Origin of the sequence: Paenibacillus sp. FSL R7-0345, assembly GCF_038595055.1 — a bacterium.
Classification (GTDB): Bacteria; Bacillota; Bacilli; order Paenibacillales; family Paenibacillaceae; genus Paenibacillus_AQ.
Window position 1 is genome coordinate 4,196,801 of the sequence record NZ_CP152002.1, and the last position, 17,763, is coordinate 4,214,563.

Sequence of the window (17,763 nt, forward strand, 5' to 3'; positions counted from 1 at the left end):
CTATTATATCGACATTTGCTGTTCATTTTATAAAAGGTTTCAGCCTCAAAATAAAGTCTGCTGCTCAGCCAGAATCTTTCCGATAAAGCTGCGCCGGTGCATCGGGGTAGGTCCCAGTGCCAGAATTTGCTCCCGGTGCAGCTTAGTCGCGTATCCCTTATGTATTTTGATGCCATAGTCCGGATATAATTCCTCCCACAGGCCTTCACATAATCTGTCGCGGGTCACTTTGGCTATAATGGAAGCCGCGGCAATCGACTGGCTGTTGGCATCTCCCTTAATGATTGCCTGCTGCGGCAGCGGCAGATCTACCTTTTCCGCGTCGACCAGCAGATAATCGGCAATCTCTCCCAGCCCCTCAACCGCTTTTTTCATCGCCAGGCGGGAGGCCTGCTTGATGTTAATCTCATCAATCACTGCCGACTCCACATGTCCGACACAGACAGCCACTGCCTGCTCCATAATGATTTCATACAGTGTGTCCCGCTTCTTCACCGTCAGCTTTTTCGAGTCGTCAACTCCATCTATAATCAGGCCTTCCGGCAAAATCACCGCCGCTGCCACCACATCACCAAACAGGCAACCCCTGCCCACTTCATCCACACCGGCTATCCGGCGGTACGACTGCTCCCAGCCCGCTTTTTCATAACTCAGCATATCTATCTCTACATTACTCATCATTTCCCACCGCCATATCCAATTATAAGTCCTCTATTAGCCAGCTTATCACATCATCACTTCCGGGGTCATCCTTCTTTAAACACAAAAAGCCACCCAAATAATTGGATGGCTCTCATCACCTTAATCCCTGGTTGTTACGGTGTCTCCAGCGTGAATGTCCCCAGCTTGCCGGCACGCAGCTCGTGCAGCAGAGTACGGGAAGCCTTCTCCAGATCGACCCGGCCGCCGCTGATCAGACAGCCGCGTTTACGTCCGACCGCTTCCATAACGGCCACAATTTCATCCGGGTTGTCCAGATCGTCTGGCAGCTTTGTAATGCCGAAACGCTCCTGGAACCGTGAACCGTAGTCCTTGATCAGATATTTTACCGCATAATAAGCGATGTCCTCAACGTTAAGAACCTCTTCCTTGATCGCACCGGTGATAGCCAGACGGTAACCAACCTCCTGGTCCTCGAACTTGGGCCATAGAATCCCCGGAGTATCAAGCAGTTCGAGCGTTCCGTCTGTCTTGATCCACTGCTGGCCTTTGGTTACACCAGGACGGTCGCCGGTCAGGGCGATATTGCGTCCGGCCATCTTGTTGATCAGCGTCGATTTGCCGACATTCGGAATGCCGACGATCAGCGCACGGTTTGCCCGCGGATTCATGCCTTTGGCAATCTGACGGTCAATCTTTTCCTTGAGAAGCAGCTTGACCTGTTCAGGAATTTCCTTGATTCCAGTCCCTGTTGAAGCATCTACCGGATGAGCAATATGACCCTCTGCCCGGAAATGCGCCAGCCATTTGCGTGTCGCCTCAGGGTCGGCCAGATCGCTTTTGTTAAGAATAATCAGTCTTGGCTTATCCCGCAAAATATCGTCAATCATCGGATTGCGGCTGGAAAGCGGCAGGCGGGAATCGAGCAGCTCGATTGCAACATCAATCAGCTTCAGCTTATCCTCGATTTGCCGTCTTGCCTTCGTCATATGACCGGGAAACCATTGAATGGCCATAGCCGTCACCTCCTCTGACTTTTGTCAGCATCATTTAGTGGTTAATAATCGAAATATCCTGAACCGGCCAGAAAATCAAATCTGCACGGCCGACAATATCGCCCAGCGGCACGTAACCGATCATCCGGCTGTCCGTACTGTCAGAGCGGTTATCCCCCATAACGAACACATGGCCTTCAGGTACAGTACCATCAGGAACATCTTCATTCGGGAAGTCCTTGTTATTATATAGAGCATTATTGGCATGTCTGGCGTCGATGGCCCCCTGAATATACGTTTCATCCACAGGCTCGCCGTTAACCGTTACGACATCCCCTTCGACCTTAACTGTATCTCCGGCTACCGCAATAACCCGCTTAATAAAATCCCTGCCTTCGGAAGGCACATGGAACACAATGACTTCACCGCGGTGCGGGGAACGGATGTCATACAGGATCTCATTTACAATAACCCGTTCGCCTGTATGGAAATTCGGCTGCATTGAAGGCCCGTCCACAATGAACGGCTTGAACAACAGCCATCTGATCAGAACGACCAGAACTAAAGCAATCGCAATCGCCTTTACCCATTCCAGTACTTCATTTTTCTGTTTCTGAGGGGGCTGGCCGCTCTGGTCCACCGTATCCCCTTGTCCCTGCTGCAAATCCTGCTGCATAGTTCACCGTCCTCTCGTTATGCTACTCTCACTATACATCCACTATACAACAAAAAAACTTCTGCCAAAAACTCCCCCACGAATACTCCTTCAGGAGGCCTTTTCGGAAGAAGCTGATCCTAAGGCATATATGTTCAAGTCTGGTTTTGTATAAAGGACCGGAGGTATCCGTAGGAATAAAGAAAAGGGCTTGAAATCAAGCCCCTTTCTTTGCCGCTAATTCTAGCGACGGATTTCTTTAATTCTTGCAGCTTTACCGCGAAGTTCACGCAGATAGTACAGTTTCGCACGGCGAACTTTACCACGACGGGACACTTCAATTTTCTCGATCTTAGGCGAGTTGATTGGGAAAGTTCTTTCCACACCAACACCGTAAGAGATTTTACGAACCGTAAAAGTCTCACTGATTCCACCGCCGCGACGTTTGATTACAACGCCTTCGAACAACTGGATCCGTTCACGAGTTCCTTCGATAACTTTTACGTGCACCTTCAAAGTATCACCTGGACGAAAACTAGGGATATCTTTACGAAGTTGCTCTTGAGTAATAGCTTGTAGGATATTCATTTAGGACTTCCTCCTTCCGTACAGGTGTTCATGCCTCTTCCGGAGAGACCTATGCTCTCCCTCATTATCCGCAGCGGACCACCGTATTCCACACAACAGAAATAATATTATCATAAAAGATAGGCTTGTGCAATAGTAATTTTCATTTATAGCGGCATCATGTCACGTTTCTTGGCTTTAATCTTGCAGTCCCTGCATAATCCGACTACGCTTCCATCATCCTGGGCATAAAAGATCAGCTTTCCGTTCTTCTTCCTGCATGAGGAACAAGGCTGTATGGCAGCACTCTGTTTGGCTTTGCGGTGTCTGTCCATGGAAATAACATTGCTGGGTGTGCCCTGCTTCGGGCTCTCCGGCTCGTTGCTGCGGCTGCGGGATTTGAAAGAAACAGCAACAATAACAAGCAATACCACAAAAACGGCTGCATATCCCATTTGCTCATCCGCTCCCTTAACCTTTACTGATTGTGCACCTGACCCTCTTCCTGCCGGCGAGCTCCGCTGCACTTGACAGATAATCTTTAAGATATTTTATCATAAAAAAACTTCAAATCACAGCAGGTTTCCCTGCCCCCGACTTTAGTCCAGTAAGTAACCCGCCTGCGGCCCATTCTTCAATTATTTACCATAATATATACTATTGACTATACATAAGCAAATTAGAGATCTATCGGGAGGGTTAACCATTGAGAAAAAAACATAACACTGCTATCGTTGCGGCAGTTACCGTATTTTCGCTCGTTTTGCTTGCCGGCTGCCGGGAGCTTCCGGGCAAAGAAGCGGCTAATCAGCAGCTGGAGGAGAGCTTGTCCGGTAACAGCAGCACGGATTTTCTAGAGTCGCTCAGTATCGATGTAAGCGCAGCTGCCGGGGATATCAGCAGGGATATTGCAGAGGCGGCAGACGATGTGCAGCAAGCCGTTCAGGAAACCGCAGCCCAGGCAGCAGAACAGATCAGCGAAGCCAGCCTGAAGCAGGAGCTTACAACATCGCTTACCGCAGGCAGTTCTACCGAGCTCATTGTGGATAATGCAGTCGGCCAGATTGAACTGATCTCCACTCAGGGCGATACTGTTAATGTATCGGCAACCCTCACCGCCCATAATCCGCTTACCCGTGATACAGACCGCAAAATTCTGGACAATGCCGAGGTTTCCATTGAAAATAAAAGCGGCACGCTGACCGTCTCCGCCCACCCTAAGGATAAACCAGGGAAAGACCTCTGGTCATGGGCACAGAAGAAATACGGGCATTCCGATTTCAGTATTCATTATGTAATTGAGGTTCCGGCAGCAATCACAGCCTATGACATTTCCAACAGCGTTGGTTCTATAGAATTAAGCGGGCTTGACGGCAGCTTTGATCTTGCCAGTGAGGTTGGCACCATCACCCTTAAGGACGCAGTGATCAGCGGCAAGTCCACAGTACAATCCGAAACAGGGAACATCGTGCTCGGCCTTGAAGGTATGAACAACGGCAGCAGTCTTAAGGCCAGCAGTGAAATTGGTGCCATTAAGGCCAGTCTAGCCGGCAATTTACACTGTACGGTTAAGGCCGACAGCGAGCTTGGCGCGATCAGCGGAGTTACGGCCGGTAAGCAGGATTACAATGGAGGCGGTCCCCTGCTGTCCCTATCTACTGAGATCGGAGCGATTTCAGTCCAGCAGTAGAAGGCTGCATATTTCTTTGTTAACTTTCATTCATTATATATAAGAAGCGGACTTCCCGGTATTTCCGGGACAGTCCGCTTTTTGCTGTCAGATCAGTGCGATAGCCAGCAGTGTGAACAGGCTCAGGGTTAAAATTTCACTGCCGTAACCATAATATCCGCCGTAAAAATTGCCGGGATAGGCCGATGTTTTCATCCGCCCGTTACCTTTTGTTTTCAGATACACATTATTCTGGTCAACATCCACAATAATACCTTCATGTCTCTTTCCGTCAGTAGTCATGATGCGCACTCTTTTGTTTTTGCAGTGCAGACAATTGTAATAAGCTTCCACCAGGGTACCCCTCCTCCTTCGTTTGCTGTATTTTATGAGGGACGTGATATTACGGCAACGGCAGGGGTACAGGTATACGCCAACCGACAACTTTTTTTTGAAACATTCTGCATAAAGTGAATTTATTGTGAAATAAAGTACTTGTGAACAAAGTGTGTCTTTTTCTTCAGAAAAGGTTTATAATGATTACAAATAGTAAAACGTTTTCGGACCTGTATATCTACTATTACAACCACTATGAGGAGGCAGAAATCATGAGCGCAGTAAGCAGGAAATTTATGAATGAAGGGGTTCTCCGGATCGCCATCTTCATCATGTTCGCGTCCCTCACCTATAGTGTGCGCAATTACACCTGGGCCATTGTAGCCCTGCTGGCAGTGGGAACCTATTCACTGGTTACCGGTATTGTTCAGCTGAAGCGCAGCCGGAGTACTTTAGAGTAGCCGCATATTGTACACATCAAAAACCGACTCCTCAGGATCATTATTCTGCAGAAGGCGGTTTTTTTCATTAGACCAACAAGACTTCTATTCTCCTATAATTTTACCAAATTTTAATTTAAAACTATTATTTAAATTTAATGGTTTTTTAGATTTAGCTGTGCTATACTTTTGGCATAAGGAAAGGAGGTGCGTTCACATCTATAATGATATGCTGAACGTATCCCTTACCCGGACCAACGGCTGATATTGTTAGCCTTGGTGGCGCGGGATACGGATCACAGTTTTATAAAGCGCCTCGGGTAGAGAGACCGTCTTCGGACGGTCTTTTTTATTTCTCATCAGACCACTCTGCAGGCACAAAAAAACTTTAAAGCTGCACCCGTACGGGTACGTCTTTAAAGTTTTTTTGGTTAAGTCTCTTTATCGAACCTGTTACCAGGTCATTCATATGGAGAATTTCGATTTACGGTTCGTATAAAACTCGATAATATCATTAACGGTGCGGAGCGGCTCCGCTTCTTTGTGGACAGTGTCCACGTCAGGCTTGAGTGGTTCATGCGTATTCGTAGTCACTTCTTGTCATCCCTTTCAATAGTTAAGCTGCTTCTGAGAGAGTGGTGTTAATGCGGCACCTCTATTCATTACCCCAAATTAAGGATCCTAACGCACATTTGCTCGTATTCTTTTGTGAAGCTTCTGTGTCACTCTCGCAGCTGTTGTATTTTGTACCGCTGAGATTTATATACCCATCTGGACATAACAAAAAACGCCTCCTCAACGTAATATACGTTAAACAGACGTCAGATATGACTACTTTTACAAAAAATACGCTCAAGCCTGTCCGTGCCGCTGCCGCTTCAATTCCTCCAGCATTTTCTTATCCTTGGCTGTAAGCTCAGCCGTCTCCAGCAGATCAGGCCTGCGTTCCAGCGTACGCTGCAGTGCCTGCTCACGCCGCCACAGCTCAATATTCGCATGATGACCGCTCAGCAGCATATCCGGCACCTTCCAGCCGCGGAATTCGGCAGGGCGTGTATAATGGGGATATTCCAGCAGTCCGGTGCTGAATGAATCCGTGATGGCTGAAGTCTCATTACCCAAGGCACCCGGCTGCAGCCGCACTACGGAATCAATAACCGTCAGGGCAGGCAGTTCCCCCCCTGTCAGTACATAATCCCCGATTGACAGCTCGTCTGTCACCAGATGCTCCCTGATCCGCTCATCATAACCCTCGTAATGGCCGCAGATAAAGATCAGATGCTGCTCCTTGGCCAGTTCCTCGGCCATTTGCTGGTTGTATGTCTTCCCTTGCGGGCACATGAGGATAATCCGCGGCTTAACCGACGCAGTTGTATCCGCAGCTATCCCATCCAGCTCTTCACCTTCCTGAACAGCCTCTGTTAGGCTGGCAGACTCTGCCGAAACCGGAGGAATGCCCAGTACATGTTCAACCGCCGCAAAAATCGGATCCGGCTTCAGCACCATGCCTCCGCCTCCGCCGTATGGCGTATCATCTACCGTATTATGCTTATTGCCGGAGAAGTCACGGAAATTGACCGCATTCAGGGAGACAATGCCTTTGTCGCGCGCTTTACCCAGAATGCTTGTGCTGAATACCCCCTCACACATCTCCGGGAAAAGCGTCAGCACATCGATCCGCATCATGGCAGCAGCCCTTCCATCAGATGCACGGTGATCTTTTTGGCTGCGGTATCTACATCCAGCACTACATCGTCGATGACAGGGATCAGAATGTCCTGCCCTTTGGCGGGTTTTACCACCCAGACATCATTTGCACCCGGCTGGAGAATATCGGTAATGGTTCCCAGCGGCTTGTCCGCATCCTGATCTGTATAGACCTCACAGCCTACGATGTGATGGAAATAGTATTCGTTCTCCGGGAGCTCGACCAGATCATCTCCGGGAACCTTCAGCATGCTGCCTTTATACTTTTCAATCTGGTTAATGTTGGTGTAGCCCTTAAGCTTGGCGATATACATCCCCTTATGCTCTCTTGCCGACTCCACAATAACCTCGAATCGGGGACTGCCGTCTGCCGGGATAACTATCATTTTTTTACCAGGTGCAAACCGCACTTCCGGAAAGTCGGTATGCGATAAAATTTTGATTTCTCCCCGGATGCCGTGCGTGTTGACCAGTCTGCCTACCGTTAATTCTTCTGCCATTATATCCACTCCTTTATTGTCATTTATCTATATTTGAACAAAAAGGAGCCGGGATATACTATCCCAAGCCCCTCATTGTGCGTATCAGTTAAGATAAAATATCTACGGTTACGCGTTTATCGCTCTTGACTGCTGCCGATGTAACGACTGTGCGGAGCGCTTTGGCGATCTTGCCCTGCTTGCCGATAACCTTGCCGACATCATCAGGATGTACGGAAAGCTCATATACAATCAGGTGGTCCTTCTCCACAGTCCGCACCGTTACATCCTCTGGATGATCCACTAAAGCCTTAGCAATAACTCCAACTAATTCTTCCATAGAGGACCCTCGCAATCAGTCATTATTTCTGTTGCTTCAGCTCATGGAACTTCTTCATCACGCCAGCTTTGGAAAGCAGGTTGCGGACGGTATCAGATGCTTGTGCACCTGTTTGAAGCCATTTAAGAGCTTTTTCCTCATCGATCTTAACTACTGCCGGTTGTTCAACCGGATTATAGTAACCGATTTCCTCGATAAAACGACCGTCACGAGGGGACCGGGAATCGGAAACCACTACACGGTAGAAAGGCGCTTTATGTGCACCCATTCTTTTCAAACGAATACGTACTGCCACGAAATTCACCTCCTTAAAAGAATATCAAAAATATGGGAAGAGTTTAGTGATAAACCCCTTTTCGATCCCTCCCAAACCCTCCCTTCCAAGGGAGGGCCCCAAGGGCTCTGCCCTCTGGACACCCGCTTAAGTGCAACTGGCGTGGGCATTCAGACTGGCGGGATCTTGGGATGAGAGTGCAGGAATCGCTTTTCGTCCCTGACGGGACCCGCTTGACTACGGCGGTACCGGGCGACGGGTTTAAAACAAACTACTGCTTAAAAGATTAAGGTTAAAAGATTAAGGTCAAAAGATTAAAGGCAAAAGATTAAAGGCAAAAGATTAAGAGCGAAAACCGCTCGATCATCTGATGTTGTACTATATCTGATCTATGGGTAAACCTTTAAAAGAGAAACCCTAAAGACTAAGAACAAAACAAAACCTTTAGATCAACGGAAAGGGAACTTCATCCCGGCTTTACCGCCAAGACTCTTGAGCTGCTTCATGGCGTTTTTCTTGCCGCCCTTGCCGCTCATTCCGCCCATCATACCGGAGAACTGCTTCATCATCTTGCGCATTTCATCAAATTGCTTGATGAGGCGGTTGACTTCAGCAACGTTGGTTCCGCTGCCGGCGGCAATCCGCTTGCGGCGGTTATGGTTAATGATCTCAGGCTGGGCTTTCTCGGCTTTGGTCATGGAATGAACAATCGCTTCGACGCGGCCCATCTGCTTGTCGTCCACCTTCAGGTCCTTCATGCCCTTGGCTTTGTTCATGCCAGGCAGCATATCGAGAATCTGGTCGATCGGGCCAAGCTTCTTGACCTGGTCCATCTGTTCAAGGAAGTCATCGAACGTAAATTCAGCATTACGCATCTTACGTTCCATTTCCTTCGCTTTCTCAGTGTCGATGTTGGCCTGGGCCTTCTCGATCAGAGACAGCATGTCGCCCATACCAAGGATACGGGAAGCCATACGTTCCGGATGGAACGGCTCCAGCGCGTCGATCTTCTCGCCGAGAGCGGCGAACTTGATCGGGCAGCCGGTTACAGCCTTGACGGACAGCGCGGCACCACCGCGGGTGTCACCGTCGAGCTTGGTCAGCACAACGCCGGTAAGCTCAAGCTGCTTGTTGAAGCTCTCTGCTACGTTTACGGCATCCTGACCGGTCATAGCATCGACTACAAGCAGTACTTCATCAGGATTCACTGTACTGTGGATCTGCTTCAGCTCATCCATCAGCGCTTCATCAATATGCAGACGTCCTGCGGTATCGATGATAACATAATCCAGATTATTATCCTTCGCATGCTGGATAGCCTGTCTGGCAATCTCTACCGGACTGACCTGGTCGCCGAGTGCGAATACCGGAACTTTAATCTGTTCACCCAGGATTTGCAGCTGTTTGATCGCTGCCGGACGGTAAATGTCGCCTGCTACAAGCAGCGGGCGGTGATTGCCCTTCTGCAGCAGCTTGGCCAGCTTGCCTGAGGTGGTCGTCTTACCGGCCCCCTGCAGACCCGCCATCATAATTACAGTCGGCGGCTTGTTAGCCTTGGCCAGCTTGGACTGGCTTCCGCCCATCAGCTCGGTCAATTCCTTGTTAACGATGTCGATGATGACCATGCCGGGAGTAAAGCTGTCCATTACTTCTTTGCCAATGGACTTCTCTTTCACCTTGGACACGAAATCCTTGACGACTTTGAAGTTAACATCGGCTTCCAGAAGCGCCAGACGCACCTCGCGCATGGCTTCGTTTACGTCGTCTTCGGATACCTTGCCTTTGCCGCGCAGCTTGCTGAACACATTCTGCAATCTTCCGGTTAAACCTTCAAATGCCATATGCGGCTTGCTCCCTTCATGCTACTCTAACCTCTGCAAACGATCCACGAGCTCCGTGAAACGCTGTTTATATTGTTCAGGCAGCGTCCCATTATCAGGCAGTCTGCGCAATTCTTCTAAAAACCGGTTGCGGTCGTCATGCTTGGCCAGCAGGCCAAGTTTCTCTTCGTAATTTTCCAAAACCTGCTCAGCACGCTTGATATGCTCATACACGGCCTGGCGGCTGATTTCAAATTCCGCGGCGATCTCTCCCAGGGAGAAATCATCATGGAAATAATATTTCAGAAACGTTTGCTGTTTATCAGTAAGCAGCCGTTCATAGAATGCGAATAACAGGTTAATCCGGTTCGTCTTCTCGAGCCTATTCTCCTGACTCATCAAGGGCACTCCCTTCGTCAAGGAAAAACACTTTACAGCTTCACAACGTCCCTTATGATACCGAAAACAAAGAAAGATGTCAAGCTTTTTTGCTTGTCATCTTTTTTTGTATGCAAAATGCAGCATTATCCTGTTATTCTACGGCTTTTAGCGGATGGGCAGCAGATAAATCAATACAGCGAAGAAATGTGTTACACTTCCGGCAAGCACGAATATATGCCAGACAGCATGGTGAAACGGAAACCCTCTCCATACATAAAAGATCGTTCCCAGCGTGTACAGAATGCCCCCGGTCATCAGCAGCGCCATCCCGCCGCCTGCAACAGCCGCTGACAGCGGACTCCAGGCGATTACAATCAGCCAGCCCATGGCGATGTAAAAAATCGTCGACATGAACAGGAATTTTTTGACGAAAAAAGCCTTGAAGGCTACACCGAATAGCGCTACTCCCCAGACGATACCGAACAGGCTCCAGCCCAGCGGTCCGCGGATCGCAACAAGCAGAAACGGCGTATAGGTACCGGCAATGAACAGATAAATGGAGGAATGATCGAAGAATTCAAACAGATCCTTCGCCTTGCCCTCCCGCAGACTATGCACCAGCGTAGAGTTAAGATACAGCAGCAGCATCGTTGTCCCGTAGATTGAGAAGCTGACAACATGCCAGGCCGTCCCCTTCAAGCTGGCAAAAACAACAAGCAGAACAAGTGCAGCTACACTCAGTACCGTACCGATACCATGTGTAATCGCATTAGCGACCTCTTCCCTGCGGCTGTAAGTATAAGTATTTGCCATAACAAAATCCTTCCGTGTGCGTTTCCTTCTATTATACCGTTAACCCGGAGCCCATTCCAGCCTATCTGCGCACAGACAGGCCGGAGCACGGTTACAAATTATAAAGCTCCGTATATTTAGCTTCCAGATAATCGGCAAGATAATCAGGGTTCAGCGGCTCACCGGTCACCTGCTCGATAATCTGCGCCGGAGTCAGGCTTTTGCCGAAGCGGTAGATCTTGTCCGTCAGCCATTCTTTAATCGGGATCAGGTTTCCTTCGGCAATCAGACTGTCGAATTCAGGCAGCTCCTTGCGCAGTGTATTAAGAATTTGGGCAGCATACATATTCCCCAATGAGTAGGAGGCAAAATAACCGAAGTCACCGCCGGACCAGTGAACATCCTGCAGGACGCCCAGCGCATCTGAAGGCGGAGTAATGCCGAGATATTCCTGATATTTAGCATTCCAGGTCTTAGGCAGATCCTTGACCTCCAGCCCTTCATTAAAGATCAGCTTCTCGATCTCATACCGGATAATGATATGCAGGTTATAAGTCAGCTCATCCGCTTCAATCCGGATAAAGGAATTGGCTACGCTGTTGATCGCCCGGTAGAACTGCTCCACTTCAACCTCTGCGAGCTGTTCCGGGAAATGCTGCTGCAGATCACCATAATAACGTTGCCAAAAGGCGCGGCTGCGGCCGATCATATTTTCCCATAGTCTGGACTGTGACTCATGGATACCCATTGAGGTGCCTCCGGAAAGCGGCGTTCCAATCAGATCCTTGCTGATATTCTGCTCATACAGGGCGTGTCCGCCTTCATGCAGTGAGCTGAAAATCGCACTTGTTACATTATCCAGCAGGTAATTGGTTGTAATGCGCACATCGCCCGGGTTAAGCCCGGTAGCAAACGGATGAACACTCTCGTCCAGGCGTCCTGCATCAAAGTCATAGCCCATCTGCTCCAGCACGAACAGGCCGAACTTTTCCTGCTGCTCTTTGGCGTAGATCTGGCTCAGGAATTCGGTATCCGGCTTGTTTGCAGAAGCGCTGATCGCTTCTACCAGCGGAACCAGGCGGCTGCGCAGACGGCCGAACAGCTCGTCCACTTTGGCGACAGTCAGATCCGGCTCATACATATCCAGCAGCGTATCATACCGGGTATCCTTAACACCCCAATAGTCGATGAATTCCTGCTTGAAGGCGACAATTTTACTCAGGAACGGCTCAAAGGAGGCAAAATCATCATTCGCCTTGGCTTCCTCCCACATACTCTCCGAATGAGCGGCCAGAACGGAGTACTCTTCGAATTTTTTAGAAGGAATACTCTTGCTGCGTTCATACTCCTTGCGGCAGTCCTTTACCATTTTGTTCTGGATATCACTGAGCTGGCCTGCTACCTCAGGAGCACTGAAAAACTCGGTGAATGAACCCATTTCCTCTGACGTCTCCAGCCGGAAAAGCTCACCCGAGAGTACACCGATCGTTCCCGAGCGGACCTCTACACCTTTACGGGGCGCTCCTGTACGCAAATCCCAGTGAAGAAGACCGATGGCTTCGGCATAGCCGCTGATTTTAGATAATAACTCCTGAAACTGTTCCCATTTTTCCTGAATTGCCTGTTCCATTTCCATCCACCTGCTTTCTCTGTTTTCCTTATTCTTCTTGATGATACTTTTTTGGATGGGGATAAGCAACTTTGCCCGTCACATGCGGGAAATGGAGCTATTGCTGCAGCTGCAATCACACCTGGTTATTGACGTCCGTGTTTTATTATCCTTATAATCATTTCAGAGCTTTCAGCTTCAAATTTGAAATAGTTCATTCATTACCAAACTGGTGAATAGACCTTACGTACATACGTAAAGCCTACATTACACAATACTATTTTTAGGAGGAAGCATGGTCATGACACACGTATCGGAAATTTTGGATTTTAACAAGAAGTTTGTTGAGGAAAAAGAATACGAGTCCTATCTGACCAGCCGTTTCCCGGATAAAAAAATGCTGGTTATCACCTGTATGGATACGCGCCTGGTAGAGCTTTTGCCGAAAGCGATGAATTTCAAAAACGGTGATGTCAAAATCATTAAAAACGCCGGTGCCGTCATCTCCCAGCCGTTCGGTTCGGTTATGCGCAGTGTTATGGTTGCGCTATATGAGCTCGATGCGGAAGAAGTCATTGTCGTCGGCCACTATGAATGCGGTATGGCTTCCCTGAACGCTGACAAGATGATCAACTCGATTAAAGAGCGCGGCATATCTGAAGAAGTGCTGTCGACACTTGAGAATTCGGGAATCAAGCTGACCAAATGGCTGCGCGGGTTTGACAATGTGAAGGACGGGGTAATTCAGACTGTGGAGCTTATTAAGCGCCATCCCTTACTCCCCCCAAACGTACCTGTTCACGGCATGGTCATCGATCCGGCTACCGGAGCGCTTGAGCTTGTCTCGGAAGGTTACGTGGAGAACAAGGCAACTCTCTGACAAATGTTTTTTGGCGTGGACTTGATGTCCACGCCCTTTTTTATTTCCGGATAATCACCGGAAAAATGAATCCAAAAATTTTTATTTAAAATTGAAACCTCCTGGGGCATGCTACGTATTACCGGGCAGAACTACAAATTTTAAGACAATCTTAGGAGGGTATTCGTACTAAATGAAATCTATGAAACGCGTAATGATGATTGTGATGGCCTTTACCCTGTTCTTTGCTGTAACCGCTCCCGATTTTGCGGATGCGAAACGCGGGGGGTTTAAATCCGGCAGCCGCGGCTTTACCACGACTCCGAAGAAATCTACTACGGATAATGTAAGAAAAAGTGATAGCACTACTGGTACTACAGCCGGAACTGCCAGCACTGCAAAACGCGGATTTTTCAGCGGCGGCGGGCTGATGAAGGGTATGATGATCGGCGGTCTGGCCGGTTTCCTGTTCGGCAGCATGTTTGCCGGTATGGGCGCGTTCGGTAACATTCTCGGCTTCCTCGTTAATATGCTTGCGATCTATCTTGTTGTGGTGCTTGTAATGTCCTTCTTCCGCCGCAGAAGAGAAAGACGCAGACTTGAAGAAAGAGACGGCCGCTACTAATGTCAATGACCGTTCTCAGTATGGACGAAATTATTAACGCCATCTGCATGCATATGGCTGAACGTAAAGGCGTGCGTGTCCAGGATGTCCAGGTCGAGCTAAGCTGGGATGAAGATACCGGCTACACCGCAGAGGTCTGGATTCAGGGACGCAGCCAATACCTGGTGGAATCCAACATGATTGAAGCCATTCTACGCTATCTGCACAGCGAGTACGGCATCCGTGCTTACCGCGAGAACGTACGGCTGGATCTGGATGAAGAAATTACCGCAATTGTGAGTATGTAATAAGGCGTTAAGAGGCAGCCCGGCGGGCTGCCTCTTTTTTATTAGTATAAATCTATAAGTTACCGAATCCCCGTCAAGTGCCTGGATCAGTCTCTATGTTTGGACCCTGTTTCGTGGAGATATTTTAGCGTATATGCTACTTATCTGTTATTCGTGAAAATATTGCTTCACTGTTCCCCGGCCGTTCACTACCTCCACCTCGGCATAAGCGCCGTTAACCAGTGTCATCTGCGGCGGAACATGCCCGAAATCAAGATCGTAAACCACCGGCAGCTGCAGTTCGTCCGCCAAATCCCGGTACACCTCTTCTGCCGTATAGCCGAGCAGCGGCTGATTGCCTCCGCTCCGTCCAAACAAAATCCCCGAGCAATTGTCAAACCAGCCGGCATATTTCATGTGGACAAGCGATCTGCGGAGATCCGCTGTGTTCAGCTCGCAATTTTCCAGGTACCAGAGGATGGGCTCCCCGTGTATGAACTGCCGGTTGAAGTGCTGTACGTCGCCGTACGGTGTCCCGATAATATGCCGGATGACATCAATGCAGCCGCCGAGCAGACGGCCTTTGAGCAAAACATCCTGATCCGGTACCGACTTCCATCGTGTGGGGGTGTTCAGATTGAACAGGTAAGGCGACGGGCTGTCCTCCCCCATCTCTGTCCCCTGATGTTTTAGAGAGGATTGCTGGACAATGCTGCCGCCAGCCTGTGTGGAGAGCACCTGTTGCCACATGCCGGTCGTCTCATCTGTCTGCTTTCCGCGCAAATCTCCGAAGCCAGGCCCCTGTGCGGTAGCAATACCCGTGCGCAAGGTGATTACAAACAGCAGCAGGCTGATGTCGGAGAATCCCAGCACCCATTTCGGCTTCATCTGGTCAAAATTAATGAACTCCAGCATTTCAATCAGCAGCTCGCCGCCCCATGGCGGTATGATCAGGCCGATGGATTCGTCCTCTATCATCCGGTTAAACTCCAGCCCCCGCTCTTTACCCGGAGCAGACCTCGCTTTATCCTGCTTGTAGACCGTCTCTCCAACAATTACCTGATAGCCTCTTGCCTCCATCCGCTCCACAGCCTCGTCAAAAATATCCCGGTGCTGCTCATCCACTCCAAGCGAAGAAGCAGTTACACCAATGACGGCCCCATGTTTCAGTATTGGATATGTAATCATTATAAATCCTCCTTTGGTTAGCAGTATCTCCCCGTAAACGGCCAAGACCGTGCCCTGAAAGTTGTTCCGTTAAAGACTCCTCCCAGTTTATCACCTTACCGGCTCGCTCTGAAAGTAGAATGCGCACGCTTAAAAATAATGTGAAAACGAGCCCGGCTTTCAAGTTTCTTTCAGAATGGGCTGGTATATTATCTCAGAACGTTGGCATCTCCTGGGCGGAGCCGCCCCGGCAGGCGGCGCTGAAGGATTACCGCCGTCCAGCCGGCCTGCCGGCGAAACCGGAGACGGCGGCGGGGAGCAGCGGGGAGCGGGCCCGCAGGGCGGCGGCCAGATGAGCTTTACGGAAGAAACGGCTGTCATTACCGTAACCTCCAGCACCAAGCTGCTATCTGTCTCCTTCACAGACGGCAAACGTACTGAAGCTGCACTCAGCCTCTCCTCGCTCAAGGCAGGCGATGTTATTCAATACACGTTAAAGTCAGGAACCGCTCAGGCGGATAGCATCAGCCTCCGCAGCGGAACTCCCGGCGCAGGACAGCAATAAGGTTGCTGCTGCAGATTTTATAATAGCTATGTGAGGGAGAAGCCCTCCAAAACATTAAAAGACATGACCGCTTATGCTGCACCGTTGCAGCAAAGCGGATCATGTCTTTTTTTCACTCACCCGTCCCGGTTGTTAGATCAATGAGATAGCCAGCAGCTCGAACAGAACCAGCGGCAGAATCACATTGTTATTTACAGGTCCCGGATAAGGATATCCCGGCCCCGGATACGGCTTGTAATACGGGTTATAGAATCCGCGCGGCGTGTCCATAGTGACTGTGACCATCAGGTACATATTTTTGCTGTCCATTCCGGCAATGGTGCCTTCGTGCGTCATTCCGTCAAGCGTCTGTACCTTCACTTTATGATTTAAGTATGGTTTACAGGATTGATGCAGCGAATCGCGGACACCGTGCAAATGCTGCACCACCGCCGGATCTGCCTGATAGATTACAACTGCACTCTGGCCGGTATTATATGTCGACATAGCGTCTGACCTCCGTTAATGGGATTTGCTCCATTCTATGCTGATGCCTATACGATGGTGTCTATGAGAGAAAGCTAACCCGTTGTCCTGCGGACAGTCCCTTTGCGTTCATTCATCCCCTCACCTTCAAGCAACGCCAAAAACCGCACACCGGCAGTCAGCCAGGTACGGTTCTTCGGTACATCAAATTATGTAGACAAGACCAGGTCAGCTTAAAAAGCCACTCCAATCCCGCCTTCACCGGCATAAGTCCCCATAACCGGACCCATGCTGGAGAATACTACTTCTTTAAAGGGATGCTTTTCAAGAATACGCGATTTGATCTCCAGCGCCAGTTTTTCACAGTTACTATGAACGATGGCAATCGCCGCTTTTTCATAATCATACTGCTTCTCGTCAAGCTTGCTCAGCAGCAGGTTCAGCGCTTTAGGCAGGCCGCGGGTTTTCTCCACTACCTCAACTTTGCCCTCATCCTCGCTGATCTTCAGCAGCAGCTTGATGTTAAGTACAGACGCCACCGCGCCTGACAGACGGTTTAGACGACCGCCCTTAATAACGTTTTCTAATGTATCCAGCGTAAAGTAGGCTGTGGTTTCCTCAACTTGCTTAAGTACCTTTTCCTTTAGTTCTGCCAGGCTGCAAGTGAGTGATAATCTCGCCGCCGTTGCCACAATAAGCGACAGGCCTCCGGAAAATCTTTTCGTATCTATAACTTCAATCGCGTTCGGATGTCCTTCTTCCTCATACATCTCCTTGGCAATTGTGGCTGTCTGATAAGTACTGCTGATATTGGATGACATGCAGAGGACCATAATATCTGTACCCGGTTCCACCTCCTTGAATGCTTCGAGGAAACTTTGCGGACTTGGACTGGCCGTTGTCGGCAGCTCTTTGGATTCACGCATCATTTGATAAAAGACTTTGGTCTCCGTGTCCTCAGGCATCAGATCATGCCCGAAATGAACCGGCAGATGAACAATCGTCACATTATACTTCTCAACATACTCCAGGGGTAGATCGGAACCGCTGTCCGTAATTATCTTGATGGCCATCAGGGTGCTCTCCTTTCAA

At 49.3% G+C, this 17,763-nt stretch carries 24 protein-coding genes; 6 read left to right on the forward strand and 18 right to left on the reverse strand.

Going from position 1 to position 17,763, the window contains the following annotated elements:
* Positions 1 to 45 precede the first annotated feature (45 nt).
* From NST84_RS17935 to NST84_RS17955, 5 genes are all read right to left on the reverse strand, one after another.
* Positions 46 to 678 (reverse strand): ribonuclease HII, encoded by a 633-nt coding sequence (locus NST84_RS17935; protein ID WP_342561531.1) that lies wholly within the window; start codon positions 676 to 678, stop codon positions 46 to 48.
* Positions 679 to 815: 137 nt separating this feature from the next.
* Complete coding sequence (ylqF, locus tag NST84_RS17940) at positions 816 to 1,676, reverse strand: ribosome biogenesis GTPase YlqF (RefSeq protein ID WP_342561532.1); 861 nt, start codon at positions 1,674 to 1,676, stop codon at positions 816 to 818.
* Positions 1,677 to 1,710: 34 nt separating this feature from the next.
* On the reverse strand, positions 1,711 to 2,331 hold the full coding sequence (gene lepB / locus NST84_RS17945; protein ID WP_342561533.1) for a signal peptidase I: 621 nt from the start codon (positions 2,329 to 2,331) through the stop codon (positions 1,711 to 1,713).
* Between the two features lie 222 nt (positions 2,332 to 2,553).
* A complete protein-coding gene (gene rplS, locus NST84_RS17950) occupies positions 2,554 to 2,898 on the reverse strand; it encodes a 50S ribosomal protein L19 (protein ID WP_342561534.1) in 345 nt (114 codons plus the stop codon).
* Between the two features lie 146 nt (positions 2,899 to 3,044).
* Positions 3,045 to 3,332, reverse strand: coding sequence for a hypothetical protein (locus NST84_RS17955; RefSeq protein ID WP_342561535.1), 288 nt, complete (start codon positions 3,330 to 3,332; stop codon positions 3,045 to 3,047).
* A gap of 251 nt (positions 3,333 to 3,583) precedes the next feature.
* Between NST84_RS17955 and NST84_RS17960 the strand changes: the two genes are divergently transcribed.
* Positions 3,584 to 4,567 (forward strand): hypothetical protein, encoded by a 984-nt coding sequence (locus NST84_RS17960; protein WP_342561536.1) that lies wholly within the window; start codon positions 3,584 to 3,586, stop codon positions 4,565 to 4,567.
* Positions 4,568 to 4,654: 87 nt separating this feature from the next.
* On the opposite strand, the gene NST84_RS17965 is transcribed toward NST84_RS17960, so the two are convergent.
* On the reverse strand, positions 4,655 to 4,900 hold the full coding sequence (locus NST84_RS17965; RefSeq protein WP_342561537.1) for a hypothetical protein: 246 nt from the start codon (positions 4,898 to 4,900) through the stop codon (positions 4,655 to 4,657).
* Positions 4,901 to 5,154: 254 nt separating this feature from the next.
* Here NST84_RS17965 and NST84_RS17970 point away from each other — a divergent pair, with 254 nt between their 5' ends.
* Positions 5,155 to 5,343, forward strand: coding sequence for a hypothetical protein (locus NST84_RS17970; protein WP_342561538.1), 189 nt, complete (start codon positions 5,155 to 5,157; stop codon positions 5,341 to 5,343).
* Between the two features lie 444 nt (positions 5,344 to 5,787).
* Here the strand turns inward: NST84_RS17970 and NST84_RS17975 are convergent, their stop codons facing one another.
* From NST84_RS17975 to NST84_RS18015, 9 genes are all read right to left on the reverse strand, one after another.
* Positions 5,788 to 5,916, reverse strand: coding sequence for a hypothetical protein (locus NST84_RS17975; RefSeq protein ID WP_260509852.1), 129 nt, complete (start codon positions 5,914 to 5,916; stop codon positions 5,788 to 5,790).
* A 258-nt stretch (positions 5,917 to 6,174) separates the two neighbouring features.
* Positions 6,175 to 7,005: a tRNA (guanosine(37)-N1)-methyltransferase TrmD gene (gene trmD, locus NST84_RS17980; RefSeq protein ID WP_342566467.1), complete on the reverse strand. Its 831-nt coding sequence runs from the start codon at positions 7,003 to 7,005 to the stop codon at positions 6,175 to 6,177.
* Entirely contained in the window at positions 7,005 to 7,529 is a 525-nt protein-coding gene (rimM, locus tag NST84_RS17985) for a ribosome maturation factor RimM (protein WP_342561539.1), read from the reverse strand. The genes trmD and rimM overlap by 1 nt, the downstream gene beginning before the upstream one ends.
* A gap of 88 nt (positions 7,530 to 7,617) precedes the next feature.
* Positions 7,618 to 7,848, reverse strand: coding sequence for a KH domain-containing protein (locus NST84_RS17990; RefSeq protein WP_342561540.1), 231 nt, complete (start codon positions 7,846 to 7,848; stop codon positions 7,618 to 7,620).
* Positions 7,849 to 7,870: 22 nt separating this feature from the next.
* Positions 7,871 to 8,143: a 30S ribosomal protein S16 gene (rpsP, locus tag NST84_RS17995; protein ID WP_091066196.1), complete on the reverse strand. Its 273-nt coding sequence runs from the start codon at positions 8,141 to 8,143 to the stop codon at positions 7,871 to 7,873.
* 428 nt (positions 8,144 to 8,571) lie between these two features.
* Entirely contained in the window at positions 8,572 to 9,963 is a 1,392-nt protein-coding gene (gene ffh, locus NST84_RS18000) for a signal recognition particle protein (protein WP_342561541.1), read from the reverse strand.
* A 21-nt stretch (positions 9,964 to 9,984) separates the two neighbouring features.
* Positions 9,985 to 10,341 (reverse strand): putative DNA-binding protein, encoded by a 357-nt coding sequence (locus tag NST84_RS18005; protein WP_342561542.1) that lies wholly within the window; start codon positions 10,339 to 10,341, stop codon positions 9,985 to 9,987.
* Positions 10,342 to 10,488: 147 nt separating this feature from the next.
* Positions 10,489 to 11,136, reverse strand: a complete 648-nt coding sequence (locus NST84_RS18010) for a hemolysin III family protein (RefSeq protein ID WP_277469396.1) — start codon at positions 11,134 to 11,136, stop codon at positions 10,489 to 10,491.
* Between the two features lie 91 nt (positions 11,137 to 11,227).
* Positions 11,228 to 12,745: a carboxypeptidase M32 gene (locus NST84_RS18015; RefSeq protein WP_342561543.1), complete on the reverse strand. Its 1,518-nt coding sequence runs from the start codon at positions 12,743 to 12,745 to the stop codon at positions 11,228 to 11,230.
* A 280-nt stretch (positions 12,746 to 13,025) separates the two neighbouring features.
* On the opposite strand from NST84_RS18015, the gene NST84_RS18020 reads away from it, so the two are divergent.
* The 3 genes from NST84_RS18020 (at position 13,026) to NST84_RS18030 (ending at position 14,495) form a co-directional block, all read left to right on the forward strand.
* Positions 13,026 to 13,604, forward strand: coding sequence for a carbonic anhydrase (locus NST84_RS18020; protein WP_342561544.1), 579 nt, complete (start codon positions 13,026 to 13,028; stop codon positions 13,602 to 13,604).
* A gap of 172 nt (positions 13,605 to 13,776) precedes the next feature.
* Complete coding sequence (locus NST84_RS18025; protein ID WP_342561545.1) at positions 13,777 to 14,208, forward strand: hypothetical protein; 432 nt, start codon at positions 13,777 to 13,779, stop codon at positions 14,206 to 14,208.
* Positions 14,208 to 14,495 carry a YxcD family protein gene (locus NST84_RS18030; RefSeq protein ID WP_342561546.1) on the forward strand — a complete coding sequence of 96 codons (288 nt, stop codon included), beginning with the start codon at positions 14,208 to 14,210 and terminating at the stop codon, positions 14,493 to 14,495. Before NST84_RS18025 ends, NST84_RS18030 begins: the two co-directional genes overlap by 1 nt.
* A gap of 147 nt (positions 14,496 to 14,642) precedes the next feature.
* Here NST84_RS18030 and NST84_RS18035 read toward each other — a convergent pair whose 3' ends face one another.
* Entirely contained in the window at positions 14,643 to 15,662 is a 1,020-nt protein-coding gene (locus NST84_RS18035) for a S66 peptidase family protein (protein ID WP_342561547.1), read from the reverse strand.
* 175 nt (positions 15,663 to 15,837) lie between these two features.
* On the opposite strand from NST84_RS18035, the gene NST84_RS18040 reads away from it, so the two are divergent.
* The gene (locus NST84_RS18040; protein WP_342561548.1) at positions 15,838 to 16,206 is read left to right on the forward strand and encodes a hypothetical protein; all 369 of its coding nucleotides are present in this window, start codon (positions 15,838 to 15,840) and stop codon (positions 16,204 to 16,206) included.
* Positions 16,207 to 16,338: 132 nt separating this feature from the next.
* Here NST84_RS18040 and NST84_RS18045 read toward each other — a convergent pair whose 3' ends face one another.
* Both NST84_RS18045 and NST84_RS18050 read right to left on the reverse strand, forming a co-directional pair.
* A complete protein-coding gene (locus NST84_RS18045; RefSeq protein WP_342561549.1) occupies positions 16,339 to 16,692 on the reverse strand; it encodes a hypothetical protein in 354 nt (117 codons plus the stop codon).
* Positions 16,693 to 16,904: 212 nt separating this feature from the next.
* Positions 16,905 to 17,744, reverse strand: coding sequence for a DegV family protein (locus NST84_RS18050; RefSeq protein ID WP_342561550.1), 840 nt, complete (start codon positions 17,742 to 17,744; stop codon positions 16,905 to 16,907).
* Between the last annotated feature and the right edge of the window lie 19 nt (positions 17,745 to 17,763).